Below are 15214 nucleotides of genomic sequence, written 5' to 3'. Positions count from 1 at the left end.
AGCCTATCGGCCCGCACGGACGTCCTCGGAGTGCGGTTCCTCACCGACCTCCCCTCCCGACGGGTCGTCCAGGAGCAGCCGCTCCAGGGCGGCCCGGCCGGGCAGGTCCCGCGGGCGGACGACCTCGCCGCTGCGCACGTACAGGAACGCGGCTGTGACCGACTCCGGCGGCACGCCCTGCTGCTCGGCCCAGGCCAGCCGGTAGACGGCGAGCTGGAGCGGGTCGGCGGTGCGGGAGCGGCTGGTCTTCCAGTCGACGATCTCGTACGTCGCGTCCTCCCCGTCGCCTTCCTTGTAGACGGCGTCGATGCGGCCCCGGACGATCCGGCCGCCGATCGCGAGCTGGACGGGGGCCTCCACCCGGTGGGGCGTGCGGCGTGCGTACTCGGTGCGCTCGAAGGCCTCCTTGAGCGCCTCCAGGTCCTCCTCGTCGGCGATCTCGGCGTCGCTGCCGGGCAGTTCCTCCGGCTCCAGCATGGGCAGTGTGAGCGCCTCGAAGCGGGCCTCGACCCAGGCGTGGAAGCGGGTGCCGCGGCGCGCGGCGGGCTGGGGCGGGCGCGGCATGGGGCGGGCCAGCTCCTGGGCGAGGCCGTCGGGGTCGGCGGCCAGGTGCATCAGCTGGGAGGCCGTGAGGGACGCCGGCAGGGGCACCTCGGTGACGCTGTCGCGGGCGCGCAGGAGCTCTCCGGTGAGGGCGTCGAGGTCGCGGTCCCAGGAGGCGACGGTGCGGGCCTCCTCCGGGGTGAGGTGCGGATGTGCCCGGCCCTGGGGGCCGGGATGTCCGGGGGTCCCGGGGAGAGGGCGGGTGGCCGGGGCCTCGGGCGGGGCCGCCTGGTGGGGGACGGCGAGGTGGATCACGGGCGGGGCGTCACCGTCCGCCGGGTCTTCGCCGGAGATCTCTTCGGCGGGCACCTCGTCGAAGGGGACGTCGTCGAACGGTGCGCCGTCGAGGGGTGCGCCGTCGAACGGGTCCGGTTCGTCGTGCGGGGGCTCGCTGTGGAGGGGCTCGTCGTCCTCGGGCGGCGGGGGCCACTCCGGGTCGTCGAGGACGTCCGGGTCGTGCGTGGCCGCGGGGTGCCCGTCCTCATGGGACGCGAGATTCTCCAGGTGGGCCAGGACGGTCTCGGCTGCCGCGCGGCGGCGTGCCAGGGCTGCCGCGTCCAGGGGCAGGGGCCACACCTGGTCGGCCGTCGCCCGGTGCAGGGCCGGGTTCTCCTCGTCGTCGGCGGGTTCGTCCGCCCAGGCCTCGATCTCGCCGTAACCGGCGTCGCAGTGCTCGTAGAGGGCCTGGAGGAACGCGGACGGCCCACGGCGCTTCTTCTGGGTGGGCCCCCACCAGTGGCCGGAGCCCAGGAGGAGGGAGCGGGGGCGGGTGAAGGTGACGTAGCCGAGACGGAGTTCCTCGGTGTGCTGGTGGTCCTTCATGGCCTCGTGGAAGGCCTTCAGGCCCTTGGCGTCCCAGGACGTCACATCGGGCAGGGTGTCGGCGTCGCCGCGCAGCGCGTGCGGCAGGACCTTGCCCTGGGAGGTCCACTTCTCGCGGCCCTGGCTGCTGGGGAAGGTGCCGGTGACCAGGCCGGGGACGACCACCACGTCCCACTCCAGGCCCTTGGACTTGTGGGCCGTGAGCACCTTGACGGTGTTCTCGCCGCCCGGAAGAGCGTTGTCGAGCCCCTTCTCGTACTGGGCGGCGGTGCGCAGGAAGCCCAGGAAGGCGAGCAGGGTCGCCTCGTTGTCGCCGGCGGCGAAGGAGGCGGCGACGTCCAGGAAGTTGGACAGCGTCTCGCGGCGGCGCGCTGCCAGGGCGTGCGGGGACGCCGACAGCTCGACCTCCAGGCCGGTGACGGCGAGGACGCGGTGCAGGACGTCCATCAGCGGGTCGGACAGGGAGCGCCGCAGCTCGCGCAGTTCGGTGGCGAGCCGGGCGAAGCGCACGCGCGCGTCCGGCGAGAACGGCAGTCCGTCGTCGTCACCGCGACCGTCCAGCGGCGTCTCCAGGAACGTGTCGAGGGCGTCCGCGAGGGAGATCACCTCGGACGGGTCGACCCCTTCGACTGCCTCGGCGAGACGGCGGTCCCGGTCGTCGTCGCCCGCCACGCGCGCGTGGGTGACGAGAAGCCGGGCGCGCCGCCCCAGGAGGGCGAGGTCGCGCGGTCCGATGCGCCAGCGCGGGCCGGTGAGCAGGCGTACCAGGGAGGCGTTGGCGCCGGGGTCCTGGAGGACTTCGCAGACGGCGACGAGGTCCGCGATCTCGGGGAGGTGCAGCAGCCCGGACAGGCCGACGACCTCGACGGGGATGTCCCGGGCGACCAGGGCGCCCTGGATCTCGGCGAAGTCGGTCGCGGTACGGCACAGAACGGCGATCTCGCCGGGTGCCGTACCGGTCCGGACGAGGTGGGCGACGGAGTCGGCGGCCCAGTCGATCTCCTCGGCGTGGGTGCTCAGCAGGGCGCAGCGGACCATGCCGTCGCGTTCGGCGCCGGTGGCCGGGCGGAGGGCCTCCACGCCCGCGTGCAGGGCGCGCAGGGGCTCCGCGAGGCCGTTGGCCAGGTCGAGGAGGCGGCCGCCGCTGCGGCGGTTCTCACTGAGGGCCTGCCGGGTCGCGGGGCGGCCGCCGGCGTGGGCGAAGTGCTCGGGGAAGTCGTCGAGGTTGGCGACGGAGGCACCGCGCCAGCCGTAGATCGCCTGGCAGGGGTCGCCGACGGCGGTGACGGGGTGGCCGGTGCCCTCGCCGAACAGGCCCGCCAGGAGGACGCGTTGGGCGACCGACGTGTCCTGGTACTCGTCGAGCAGGACCACCCGGAACTCGTCGCGCAGGACGTGGCCCACCTCGGGGATGCCGGCGAGCCGGGCCGACAGGGCGATCTGGTCACCGAAGTCGAGCAGGTCCCGCTCGCGCTTGGCGGCCCGGTAGCGGGTGACCAGCTCGGCGAGTTCACGCCGGGCGGCGGCCGCGTCGGGGACCTTGCGCAGGTCGGCGTTGCTGAGCTTGGCGCCCCGCAGGGTCAGCAGCAGTTCGGCGTCGTACGCGCGCAGTGCTTCCGGGCGTACGAGGTGCTCGGCGAGTTCGCCGTCGAGCGCGAGGAGGTCGCCGACGAGGTCCGGGAAGGAACGGGTCAGGGCCGGGTAGGGCCCCGGGGCCTCGCGCAGGACGCGCGCGGCGAGCTGGAAGCGGGTGGCGTCGGCGAGCAGCCGGGAGGTGGGTTCGAGACCGATGCGCAGTCCGTGGTCGGTCAGGAGGCGGCCCGCGAAGGCGTGGTAGGTGGAGATGACCGGCTCGCCCGGCGGGTTGTCCGGGTCGATGGCGTCCGGGTCGGTGACGCCGGCTCTGACGAGCGCCTTGCGGACGCGCTCGGCGAGTTCGGCGGCGGCCTTGTTGGTGAAGGTGAGGCCGAGCACCTGCTCGGGGGCGACCTGGCCGGTGCCGACCAGCCACACCACGCGGGCCGCCATCACCGTCGTCTTGCCCGAGCCGGCTCCGGCCACGATCACCTGCGGGGCGGGCGGCGCGGTGATGCAGGCCGTCTGCTCCGGGGTGAACGGGATGCCGAGGAGCTCCTTGAGCTGGTCGGGATCGGTGATACGGGCGGGCACATCGAAAGGCTAGCGGCGGCCACTGACAGTGGTGACCGAACGGGCCTCCGGGGAACAGGAAGCGCAGGTCAGCACAGGTGGTGCGATAGCTCACTCCACCACGTGGCGCCCCTCCTGCCGGGCGCTGCACGAGGCCCGGAACGCGCAGTGCGTGCAGTGCTGCCCGGCGGTCGGTGTGAACCGTTCGTCGAGGACCTTGCCGGCGGCGGTGGCGAGCAGGTCGCCGACCCACTCCCCCTCCAGCGGCTCCTGGGCCTGCACCTTGGGCAGGGTCTCGCCGCCGTCGCGTTTGGCCGCTCCCTGCCGGAGGTGGACGAGTTCGGCGCCGCCCGGCTCGGGACGCACGCCGTCGAAGGCCTCGTCGACGGCGCCCTCGCGGACGGCCAGCTGGTAGACGGCCAGCTGCGGGTGGCGCTCCACTTCCTTGGAACCGGGCGCCTGCTTTCCGGTCTTGAAGTCGACCACGTAGGCGCGACCGTCGCCGTCGGCCTCGACCCGGTCCATCTGGCCGCGGATGCGCACCTGGTAGTCGCCCGCTTCGAGGGTGACGTCGAAGTCGTGCTCGCTGGCCACCGGGGTGCGCCCGGTGCGGTTCATGACGTGCCACTGCAGGAACCGTTCGAGCGCCACGCGCGCGTTGTCCTTCTCCTGGGCCGACTTCCACGGCGCGTCGAAGGCCAGCGCGTTCCACACGGAGTCGAGGCGTTCCATGAGGACACCGAGGTCGGCCGGGGTGTGCCCGGAGGCGACCTCGTCGGCGAGGACGTGCACGACGTTGCCGAAGCCCTGGGCGGCCGTGGCGGGTGCGTCGGCCTTCACCTCGCGGCCCAGGAACCACTGCAGGGCGCAGGTGTTGGCGAGCTGGTCGAGGGCGCTGCCGGAGAGCACGACGGGCTGGTCGCGGTCGCGCAGCGGCACCTTGGACTCGGTGGGCTCGAACATGCCCCACCAGCGGTAGGGGTGCGCGGACGGCACCAGGGGGCGGCCGTCCTCGTCGGCGAGGGCGGCGAGCCGGGCCAGGCGGCGGGCGGCGGCCTCCCGGAGGGCGTCGGAGACGCGCGGGTCGACCGTGGTGGCCCGCAGTTCCGCGACGAGTGCGGCCACGGACAGCGGGCGGCGGGGGCGTCCGGTGACGTCCTTGGGTTCGACGCCGAGTTCGGTCAGGAAGCGGGAGGGCTGGTCACCGTCGTCCGCGGGGGCCTTGACCGCGGTGACGACGAGACGTTCGCTCGCGCGCGTGGCGGCCACGTAGAACAGGCGGCGCTCCTCGGCGAGCAGCGCGCCGGGGGTGAGGGGTTCGGCGAGCCCGTCGCGGCCGATGCGGTCGGCCTCCAGGAGGGAGCCGCGGCGGCGCAGGTCCGGCCACAGGCCCTCCTGCACCCCCGCCACGACCACGAGGCGCCACTCAAGGCCCTTGGAGCGGTGGGCGGTCATCAGGCGGACGGCGTCGGGGCGTACGGTGCGCCGCGCGAGGGTGTCGGCGGCGATGTCCTCGGCCTCGATCTCCTCCAGGAAGTTCAGGGTGCCCCGGCCGCCGGTGCGTTCCTCGGCGCGGGCCGCGGTGGCGAACAGGGCGCAGACGGCGTCCAGGTCGCGGTCCGCGTTGCGCCCGGCGGCGCCGCCCCGGCGGGCGGCCCGCTCCAGTCGTGCGGGCCACGGTGTGCCGTCCCAGAGGTCCCACAGCGCCTCCTCGGCCGTACCGCCGCCGGCCAGGCGCTCGCGGGCCTTGCGCAGCAGTGCGCCGAGGCGCTGGGCGCCGCGCGCGTACGCCGGGTCGTGCACGGCCAGCCGCTCCGGCTCGGCGAGTGCCTGCGCGAGCAGCACGTCGGAGGGCGGCGGAAGCGGGTTGCCGGCGGCCCGTTCCTCGTCGCGCAGGGCGCGGCCGAGGCGGCGCAGGTCGGCCGCGTCCATGCTCGCGAGGGGTGAGGTCAGGAGAGTGAGGGCGGTCTCGGTGTCGAGCCAGGAGACGGTCGGCTCCGAGTCGGGCGCACCGTCGGCCGCCGTATTCGTATCGGCAGGCCCGGCGGCCTCCGCCAGGGCCACCGCCCGCAAGGCCGTCAGCAGCGGTGCCACCGCCGGTTCGTGCCGCAGCGGCACGTCATCACCGTCGCCGTCGACGGGGACGCCCGCCGCGGTGAGGGCGCGGCGGACCGTGGGGATGGTGCGGGTGCCGGCGCGCACCAGGACGGCCATGTCCCTCCACGGGACGCCGTCCTCCAGGTGGGCCCTGCGGAGGATGTCGGCGATGTTGTCCAGCTCCGTCCCGGACGTCGGGTACGTGTACGCCTCGACGCGGCCGCCGCCCCGTACGGGGGCGAGTTCGCGGTGGGCGCGCACCTTCTCGGCGGGCAGCCGGGTCAGCGGCATGCGCTGGGTGAGCAGCCGGGTGGCGGCCAGCAGACCGGCGCCGGAGCGGCGGGACGTGCGCAGCACGGTGACGGGGGCCGGGCGGCCGTCCGCGCGGGGGAAGGCGTGCGGGAAGTCCAGGATGCCGTTCACGTCGGCCCCGCGGAACGCGTAGATCGACTGGTCGGGATCGCCGAAGGCCACGAGCGTGCGGCCGCCGCCGGCCAGGGCGTCCAGCAGTCGTACCTGAGCGGGATCGGTGTCCTGGTACTCGTCGACGTAGACGGCGTCGTACCGGGCGGCGAGCCACGCCGCGACCTCGGGGCGGCGTGCGAGGAGCACCGCGCGGTGGACGAGTTCCGCGTAGTCGATCACACCCTGGAGGTCGAGCACGTCGAGGTACTCGGCGAGGAAGGCGGCCGCGGCGCGCCAGTCGGGCCGTCCCGTGCGGCGGGCGAAGGCGTCCAGGGCGTCGGGGCCGAGGCCCAGTTCACGGCTGCGGGCGAGGACCGCGCGGACCTCGTCGGCGAAACCGCGGGTGGTCAGGCAGGCGCGCAGTTCGTCGGGCCAGCGCACGTGCGCGAGCCCGAGCCGTTCCAGGTCCAGCTGGCCCGCGAGCAGTTCGCGCACCGAGACGTCCTGTTCGGGGCCGGACAGCAGCCGCAGCGGCTCCACGAACAGGGCGCTGTCCTGGTGGGCGCGGACCAGGGCGTAGCAGAACGAGTGGAAGGTGGTCGCCCGGGGAGCGCGGGCGGCCCCGGTCCGCCGGGCCATGCGGTCGCGCAGCTCGACCGCGGCCCGGCGGCTGAAGGTGAGTACCAGGACGCGCTCGGGGTCCCCGCCCCGGGCCACGCGCTCGGCCACGGACTCGACGAGGGTGGTGGTCTTGCCGGTGCCCGGACCTGCGAGGACGAGGAGCGGACCCGCCGTGTGGTCAACCACGGAGCGCTGTGAGGCGTCCAAATGAGGGGGGTCCACGCGGGCAGGAGGGGTACGTACGAGTCGGTAAGCGCCACGGTTCCCCCGCCGTACCCGGGGGTGCGGCAGGCCGCTGGTGGAGGAAGAGGAGCTCACGTGGTTCGCCGGTTCTGGTGGAAGTGCTGGTTGGCGGGCCACCGCGGGTGGCGGGCGGTGACCGCGGGGTGACGGGGGCACGCGCAGCCGACGCTACGCCGACGAGTAAGGCGGAAGCAGGGCTTCCCCTTCTTCCCACCGGCCACTCACGGCACTCGCGGCACTCATGCCCCTCGACTCACGAACGTACGTCATGCCGCCGGTGTGCCCCGATTCCCCCGTACGGATCACGGGTCACACAGGAGGCCGTCCGATGGCGGAAGCTGTCAGGTGTGACCCTCCGCGCGATCACCGCCGTCCCACCGCGCCCGTCTCATGTCGATGCGCGGCAGGTGGCCCTCGGCGGCGCGGCTCGCCTCCTTCAAGGGCGTGCCCTCCGCCCGGTAGTGTCCGAGCGCCCGTTGTTCGTGCCCCGGCAGCAGGACGCCGTCCGCGCGGACGACGCGCCACCACGGGGCGGCTCCCCCGTAGAGCGCCATCACCCGGCCGACCTGCCGCGGACCGCCCTGCTCCAGCCATTCGGCGACGTCCCCGTAGGTCATGACCCGGCCCGGCGGGATCAGCTCGGCGACGTCGAGGACCCGCTCGGCGTACTCGGGCAGCGCATGCACGGGCTCGTCCTCGTGCCCGCCCCCCTCAGGGCTCTGCTCACTCATCCGCCCCATCCTGCCCCACCCCACCGACAACGGGCCGGGCGTGCTCCGGAGCGTTCTGCTCGCCCGGCACGAGTGCGTCGGGCAGACTGTCCGCCCCCGCATGTGCACCCTGATTGCCCCGTGTGCCGGTGCGGCATGCCACCATCGTGCGGGCGGTGACCGGTGATACGAGACCAAGAAGAGACGATGAAGCAGCAAGGTGCGCACCCCGAGGACACGGAAGGCACCTCTGACGCTTCGTCGCGCCCGGGCACTCGGGACGACGGTCCGAAGGGGGCGGCGAAGAAGAACCGCGCGGCCGCCGAGGAGCCCGACTTCGCGCACATCGACGAGGTGGAGGGCGACGAACCGCTGCTCCCCGCGCGCGTGCACCGCCCCTCCGACCTGATGCGCCTGCTGGTGGGCGTGCTCGCCGTCGCGATCCTGATCGGGATCGCCGCGTTCGCGCACGGCACCACCTCCGGCCTCGAACAGGACATCAACAAGGGCACCGGTCAGGCGCCCGACCTGCTCATCAAGATCGCGGGGCTGGCCTCCAGCATCGCCATCCTGCTGGTGCCGGTCGCCTTCGCCATCGAGCGTCTGATCAAACGGGACGGACTGCGCATCGCCGACGGCGTGCTCGCGGCGGTCCTCGCACACGGTGTGACCCTCGCCACGGACCTGTGGGTCGCCCGGGCCGCCCCCGACTCGATCCAGGAAGCGCTCACCCAGCCCTCCCCCGGTGACATCCACGCCCTGACCGATCCCGTGCACGGCTATCTGGCCCCCGTCATCGCCTACATGACGGCCGTCGGCATGTCGCGCAGACCGCGCTGGCGCGCGGTGCTGTGGGTGGTGCTGCTCCTCGACGCCTTCTCGATGCTCGTCACCGGGTACACGACCCCGTTCTCGATCATCCTGACCGTGCTGATCGGCTGGACCGTGGCCTACGGCACGCTGTACGCGGTCGGCTCGCCCAACGTCCGGCCCACCGGACAGACGCTGATGGCCGGCCTGCGGACCGTCGGCTTCCGCCCCGTCAGCGCGTCCCGCGAGGACACCTCGGACAACCCTGACACCGGGGACCGAGGCCGGCGCTACTTCGTCACGCTGGAGGACGGCCCGCCCCTCGACGTGACGGTGGTCGACCGGGAGCAGCAGGCCCAGGGCTTCTTCTACCGCGCCTGGCGCAACCTCACCCTGCGCGGCTTCGCCACCCGCAGCAGCCTCCAGTCGCTGCGGCAGGCCCTGGAGCAGGAGGCCCTGCTGGCGTACGCGGCGATCGCGGCCGGCGCCAACGCGCCCAAGCTGATCGCCACCTCCGAGCTCGGCCCCGACGCGGTGATGCTCGTCTACGAGCACAGCGGCGGACGCACCCTCGACTCGCTGTCGGACGAGGAGATCACCGACGACCTGCTGCGCGACACCTGGCACCAGGTGAAGGCCCTGCAGTCGCGGCGCATCGCGCATCGCAGGCTGGTGGGAGACGCGATTCTGGTGGATCGTTCCGGCACGGTGATCCTCACCGACCTGCGCGTCGGCGAGATCGCGGCCGGTGATCTGCTGCTGCGCATGGACACCTCCCAGCTGCTGGTGACGCTCGGCCTGCGGGTGGGCGCCGAGCGGGCGGTCGCGTCGGCGGTGGGCGTGCTCGGTCCGGACGCGGTGGCGGACTGCCTGCCGATGCTCCAGCCCATCGCCCTCAGCCGCTCCACGCGCGCGACGCTGCGCAGACTGGCCCGGGAGCGGGCACAGCGCGAGCGCGACGCGGTCCTGGAGGCGTCCCGGCAGGCCAAACAGGTCCGCCTGGAGGGCGACGCGGACGACCCCGTGCCCGTCCTGGAGAAGCCCGACAAGAAGGCCGTACGGGCCGAGCAGCGGGCCGAGAAGCGGGCGATCGACGAGGCCGTGGAGGAGGCGCGCGAGGAGGACCTGCTCACGCAGATCCGGCACGCGGTACTGCGGATCAGGCCGCAGGCACCCGTCGAGCCGGCCCGGCTGGAGCGGGTGCGGCCGCGCACGCTGATCAGTTTCATGGCCGGCGCGATCGGCGCGTACTTCCTGCTGACGCAGCTCACGCACATCGAGTTCGGGCCGCTCATCGCGAACGCCGAGTGGGGCTGGGTCGCCGCGGCCGTGCTGTTCTCGATGTGCAGCTACGTGGCGGCGGCGATGGCGCTGCTGGGATTCGTGCCCGAGCGGGTGCCGTTCGTACGGACCGTGGCGGCGCAGGTCGCCGGATCGTTCGTGAAGATCGTCGCCCCGGCGGCGGTGGGCGGAGTCGCCCTGAACACGCGCTTCCTCCAGCGCGCGGGCGTGCGGCCCGGGCTCGCGGTGGCGAGTGTCGGCGCGTCGCAGCTGTTCGGGCTCGGCTGTCACATCCTGATGCTGCTGTCCTTCGGCTATCTGACCGGCACCGAGAAGACGCCGTCGCTGTCGCCGTCCCGGACGGTCATCGCGGGTCTGCTGACGGTCGCGGTGCTCGTGCTCGTGGTGACGTCGGTGCCGTTCCTGCGCAAGTTCGTGTCCACGCGTGTGCGGTCGCTGTTCGCGGGCGTCGTGCCGCGCATGCTGGACGTGCTGCAACGGCCGCAGAAGCTGGTCACCGGCATCGGCGGCATGCTGCTGCTGACCGCCTGCTTCGTGATGTGCCTGGACGCCTCGATCCGCGCGTTCGGCGACGAGTCCACGTCGATCAGCCTCGCCAGCGTCGCCGTCGTCTTCCTCGCGGGCAACGCCCTGGGGTCGGCGGCTCCGACACCGGGCGGTGTGGGCGCGGTCGAGGCGACTCTGACGGTCGGTCTGATCGCCGTCGGGCTCCCGAAGGAGGTCGCGGCGCCGGCGGTCCTGCTGTTCCGTCTGCTGACGCTGTGGCTGCCCGTGCTGCCGGGCTGGCTGGCCTTCAATCACCTCACGCGCAAGCAGGCCCTCTGACCCGACCGGGCCGGAAGCGGGTCCCACGCACGGTCAGCCGGGCCTGCGCGGCGGGGCGATCGCGGCCGTCCGTTCCGTCGGCCCTCTGGCCTCACCGAACCCTCTTGCACCTCTTACCTCGTACGGCACGCGTCCCGCGCGCCCCGTCCGGTGCCGCCGCAGGATGGAACCATGCCCTCCCTCCTCCGGCCGCGGGCCGCCGCACTGACCCTCTCCGCCGTGCTGTTGTCCACCATGCTGGCGGGGTGCGGCAGCGACGAGGCCCAGGACGAGGACCTCACGCGGCAGGAACTGAGCTGGAAGGCCTGCCCGGCTCCGGACGAGGCGCAGGGCGGAGGCGCCTCGCCCTCTCCTCTCCCGGACGGCGGTGAGTGGCAGTGCGCCACCATGAAGGCCCCGCTCGACTGGGACGACCCGAAGGGCGACACCATCGGCCTCGAACTGATCCGGGTCGGCACGACCGGCGCCGAGAACGAACGCATCGGCTCGCTCATCTTCAACTTCGGCGGCCCGGGCGGCTCGGGCGTCTCCTCGCTCCCCGGCTTCGCCGAGAGCTACGAAAAACTGCGCACCCGCTACGACCTGGTGAGCTTCGACCCGCGCGGGGTCGGCCGCAGCGACCCCGTGATCTGCGAGAACGACCAGCAGCTCGACGCCTACTTCCAGCAGGACGGCACCCCCGACGACGCCGCCGAACGCACCCAGCTCCTCGACAGCACCACGGAGTTCAACGACGCCTGCGAGCAGAATTCGGAGAAGATCCTGCCCCACGTGCGTACCACCGACGCGGCGCGCGACCTGGACCTGATGCGCCAGGTCCTCGGCGACGACAAGCTGCACTACTTCGGCATCTCCTACGGCACCGAGCTGGGCGGCGTCTACGCCCACCTGTTCCCCGAGCGGGTCGGCCGTGCCGTGTTCGACGCCGTCGTCGATCCCACGAAGAACCCCGAGCAGGGGTCGTTGGGGCAGGCCAAGGGTTTCCAGCTCGCTGTCGACAACTTCGCCGAGGACTGCGTGTCGAAGACCGAGGAGTGCCCGATCGGCGACAGTGCGCAGGACGTGAAGGACCGCATCGCCACACTGCTGAAGGACCTCGACCGCAAGCCGGTCGAGGGCATCTTCCCGCGCCAGCTGACCCAGACCGCGGCGACCAGCGGCATCCTGCAGGCCCTGTACTCGAAGGACCTGTGGGAATTCCTCACCGACGGCCTGGAGGAAGCCTACGACGGCAACGGCAGCACCCTGATGATCCTCTCCGACTTGATGAACGGACGCAGCGAGAACGGCGAGTACGACAACTCGACCGCCGCCTTCACCGCCATCAGCTGCGCCGACGCCAAACCTCGCTACGACGCCGCCGATGTCGAGCGGCTGCTGCCGCAGTTCCGGGCCGCATCACCCCTGTTCGGCGACTCCATGGCCTGGGGCATGATCGGCTGCACCGACTGGGCCGTGGCCGGCGCCGCCGACCATCCGGACGTTAGCGCTCCGGGCGCGGCACCCATTCTGGTCGTCGGCAACACGGGCGACCCGGCCACACCGTACGAGGGCGCCCGGGCGATGGTGAACGCGCTGGGCAAGGGCGTCGGGGTCGAGCTGACGTACCGGGGGCAGGGGCACGGCGCGTACGACAGCAAGAACAAGTGCGTGCAGGGTGCGGTGAACGGCTATCTGCTGGACGGGAAGGTGCCGCCGGCGGGGACCGTCTGCACCTGACCTCCCGACGATTCCGGATCCTCGCAGGTCAGAAGGTTATCCACAGGCCGAAACGGCCGAGGCGGGATCTGCCTACCATGGCCTGACCGCCATCCGCGGCACAGAGCGGACGGCCTGCGAGGGGGGATGGGCAATGACGCGCTTCGTTCGGTGGACCGCTCTGGCGGCCGCCTCGGCCCTGCTGGCCGCGGGCTGCAGCGCCGGTTCGTCCGACGACGGCAGGAGCGGGCTCTCGTGGGGCCGTTGCAAGGCCACCGCCGAGGGCCCCGCGCCGAGCAGCGACTGGCAGTGCGCGACGCTGAAGGTGCCGCTGGACTGGTCGGAGCCGGACGGCGAGACGATCGGCCTGGGGCTGATCCGCGCCAAGGCCCGCGGTGGCGACCGCGTCGGGTCCCTGCTGTTCAACTTCGGCGGCCCGGGCGCCTCGGGCGTGTCCATGATGCCGTCGTACGCCCCGACCGTCTCCTCGCTCCGCGAACGCTACGACCTGGTGAGCTGGGACCCGCGCGGCGTGGGCGCCAGCGAGGGCGTGCGGTGCCGGGGCGACAGGGAGATCCAGGCCGCCGAGTCGGTGGACGTCTCCCCGGACATCCCCGCCGAGGAGAAGGCGTACTTCGAGGACGCCGCCGACTTCGGCGAGGGCTGCCGGAGGAACGCCGGAAAGCTGATGGCGCACGTCTCGACCGCCGACTCGGCCCGCGACATGGACCGCATCCGCGAAGTCCTCGGCGACGCCGACCTGAACTACTTCGGCATCTCCTACGGCACCGAACTGGGCGGCACCTACGCCCACCTCTTCCCCAAGAAGGTGGGCCGCATGACGCTGGACGCGGTCGTCGACCCCGGCGCCGACACCGTGGGCCACGCCGAGAACCAGGCCAGGGGCTTCCAGCGCGCGCTCAACGGCTACCTCGCGTCCACGGGCCAGGACCCTGCAGAGGGCACACGCAAGATCGCGGACCTGCTGCGGCGCATCGACGCCCGGCCCCTGCCCGGGGGCACGCCCGGACGGAAGCTGACCCAGACCCTCGCGGTCACGGGCATCCTCCTGCCGCTGTACAGCAAGGACAGCTGGCCGACACTGACCAGCGCCCTCGACGCGGCCGAGCGGGGCGACGGCTCGGAGCTGCTGGCCCTCGCCGACCGCTACAACGAACGCCGTCCGTCCGGGCGCTACGGCACGACGACCCACTCCCAACGGGTCATATCGTGCCTGGACGACCGGCAGCGGCCGACGACGGCCGAGACGAAGCGGCTGCTGCCCCGGTTCGAGAAGATCTCCCCCGTCTTCGGGACGTTCCTCGGCTGGGACACGGCCGGCTGGTGCCACGACTGGCCGGTGCCCGGGCAGCACGACACCCCGGAGGTGAGCGCCCACGGCGCGGCACCGGTCCTGGTGGTCGGCAACACCGGCGACCCTGCCACCCCGTACGAGGGAGCGCGGAGGATGGCCGACGAGCTGGGCAAGGGCGTCGGGGTGATGCTCACCTGGCGAGGCGAGGGGCATGGCGCGTACGGCAGTGGGAGCGACTGCGTCGACTCCACGGTGAACGCGTACCTGCTGGACGGCAAGGTTCCGAAGGACGGCAAGGTCTGCTCATGACGACGGCGGGGGCCCCACGCACCCGTGGTGCGCGAAGCCCCCGCCGCTCGGAAAGAGAGGACCCGTGCGGCTCAGTACACCGGCTTGGACGGTTCGATCTGGTTGACCCAGCCGATCACGCCGCCGCCGACGTGCACCGCGTCCGAGAAGCCCGCGGACTTGAGGACCGCGAGGACTTCCGCACTGCGGACACCCGTCTTGCAATGCAGGACGATCTTCTTGTCCTGCGGGAGGCTCTCCAGGGCGGTGCCCATGAGGAACTCGTTCTTCGGGATGAGCCGGGCGCCCGGGATGGAGACGATCTCGTACTCGTTCGGCTCACGGACGTCGATGATGTCGATGCTCTCGCCGTCGTCGATCCACTCCTTGAGCTGCTTGGGAGTGATCGTGGAGTCGGCGGCCGCCGCCTGGGCCTCCTCGGAGACGACGCCGCAGAAGGCCTCGTAGTCGATGAGCTCGGTGACGGTCGGGTTCTCGCCGCAGACCGCGCAGTTCGGGTCCTTGCGGACCTTGACCTGGCGGTACTGCATCTCCAGGGCGTCGTAGATCATCAGTCGGCCGACCAGCGGGTCGCCGATCCCGGCGAGGAGCTTGATGGCCTCGTTGACCTGGATGGAGCCGATGGACGCGCACAGCACGCCCAGGACGCCGCCCTCGGCGCAGGAGGGGACCATGCCGGGGGGCGGGGGCTCCGGGTAGAGGCAGCGGTAGCAGGGGCCGTGCTCGGACCAGAAGACGGACGCCTGGCCGTCGAAGCGGTAGATCGAGCCCCAGACGTACGGCTTGTTCAGCAGCACGCAGGCGTCGTTGACCAGGTAGCGGGTCGCGAAGTTGTCCGTGCCGTCGACGATCAGGTCGTACTGGCTGAAGATCTCCATCACGTTGTCGGCCTCGAGCCGCTCCTCGTGAAGGATCACGTTCACGTACGGGTTGATGCCCTTGACGCTGTCACGGGCGGACTCGGCCTTGGGACGGCCGATGTCGGCCTGGCTGTGGATGATCTGGCGCTGCAGGTTCGACTCGTCGACCTCGTCGAACTCCACGATGCCGAGGGTGCCGACGCCCGCGGCGGCCAGGTACATCAGCGCCGGCGAGCCCAGGCCGCCGGCGCCCACACACAGCACCTTGGCGTTCTTCAGCCGCTTCTGCCCGTCCATCCCGACGTCGGGGATGATCAGGTGGCGGGAGTACCTGCGGACCTCGTCTACGGTGAGCTCGGAAGCCGGCTCGACCAGGGGTGGCAGCGACACGGGGACTCCGTTGGTCGGTCAATCACTACGGTTGTTCTCCCCGTAACAGTGCCATG

Annotated in this window: 7 protein-coding genes; 3 read left to right on the top strand and 4 right to left on the bottom strand. The window is 72.5% G+C overall.

Features of this window, described 5'->3' with window-relative positions; genetic code table 11:
• Positions 1–3: 3 nt before the first annotated feature.
• From OO68_RS37545 to OO68_RS37535, 3 genes are all read right to left on the bottom strand, one after another.
• Positions 4–3594, bottom strand: a complete 3591-nt coding sequence (locus tag OO68_RS37545) for a UvrD-helicase domain-containing protein (protein ID WP_033313874.1) — start codon at positions 3592–3594, stop codon at positions 4–6.
• A 90-nt stretch (positions 3595–3684) separates the two neighbouring features.
• Complete coding sequence (locus OO68_RS37540) at positions 3685–7014, bottom strand: ATP-dependent helicase (protein WP_078625719.1); 3330 nt, start codon at positions 7012–7014, stop codon at positions 3685–3687.
• A 266-nt stretch (positions 7015–7280) separates the two neighbouring features.
• Complete coding sequence (locus tag OO68_RS37535) at positions 7281–7670, bottom strand: MGMT family protein (RefSeq protein WP_033313872.1); 390 nt, start codon at positions 7668–7670, stop codon at positions 7281–7283.
• Between the two features lie 186 nt (positions 7671–7856).
• On the opposite strand from OO68_RS37535, the gene OO68_RS37530 reads away from it, so the two are divergent.
• The 3 genes from OO68_RS37530 (at position 7857) to OO68_RS37520 (ending at position 13908) form a co-directional block, all read left to right on the top strand.
• Positions 7857–10586 (top strand): lysylphosphatidylglycerol synthase transmembrane domain-containing protein, encoded by a 2730-nt coding sequence (locus OO68_RS37530; protein WP_033313871.1) that lies wholly within the window; start codon positions 7857–7859, stop codon positions 10584–10586.
• Positions 10587–10757: 171 nt separating this feature from the next.
• On the top strand, positions 10758–12305 hold the full coding sequence (locus OO68_RS37525) for an alpha/beta hydrolase (RefSeq protein WP_033313870.1): 1548 nt from the start codon (positions 10758–10760) through the stop codon (positions 12303–12305).
• 133 nt (positions 12306–12438) lie between these two features.
• A complete protein-coding gene (locus OO68_RS37520) occupies positions 12439–13908 on the top strand; it encodes an alpha/beta hydrolase (protein WP_033313869.1) in 1470 nt (489 codons plus the stop codon).
• A 71-nt stretch (positions 13909–13979) separates the two neighbouring features.
• Here OO68_RS37520 and moeZ read toward each other — a convergent pair whose 3' ends face one another.
• The gene (gene moeZ / locus OO68_RS37515) at positions 13980–15158 is read right to left on the bottom strand and encodes an adenylyltransferase/sulfurtransferase MoeZ (protein ID WP_030854826.1); all 1179 of its coding nucleotides are present in this window, start codon (positions 15156–15158) and stop codon (positions 13980–13982) included.
• Between the last annotated feature and the right edge of the window lie 56 nt (positions 15159–15214).

This window comes from Streptomyces iakyrus, from assembly GCF_000717055.1.
In the GTDB taxonomy this organism is placed as follows: domain Bacteria; phylum Actinomycetota; class Actinomycetes; order Streptomycetales; family Streptomycetaceae; genus Streptomyces; species Streptomyces iakyrus.
The sequence above is the reverse complement of the archived record's forward strand: the minus strand, read 5'-3'. Positions and strand labels throughout refer to the sequence as shown.

Excerpts from the sequence above, each read along its gene's own strand:
- OO68_RS37535 (WP_033313872.1), bottom strand. The coding sequence starts at position 7,670 with ATGAGTGAGCAGAGCCCTGAGGGGGGCGGGCACGAGGACGAGCCCGTG.
- OO68_RS37525 (WP_033313870.1), top strand. The coding sequence starts at position 10,758 with ATGCCCTCCCTCCTCCGGCCGCGGGCCGCCGCACTGACCCTCTCCGCC.
- OO68_RS37530 (WP_033313871.1), top strand. The coding sequence starts at position 7,857 with ATGAAGCAGCAAGGTGCGCACCCCGAGGACACGGAAGGCACCTCTGAC.
- OO68_RS37520 (WP_033313869.1), top strand. The coding sequence starts at position 12,439 with ATGACGCGCTTCGTTCGGTGGACCGCTCTGGCGGCCGCCTCGGCCCTG.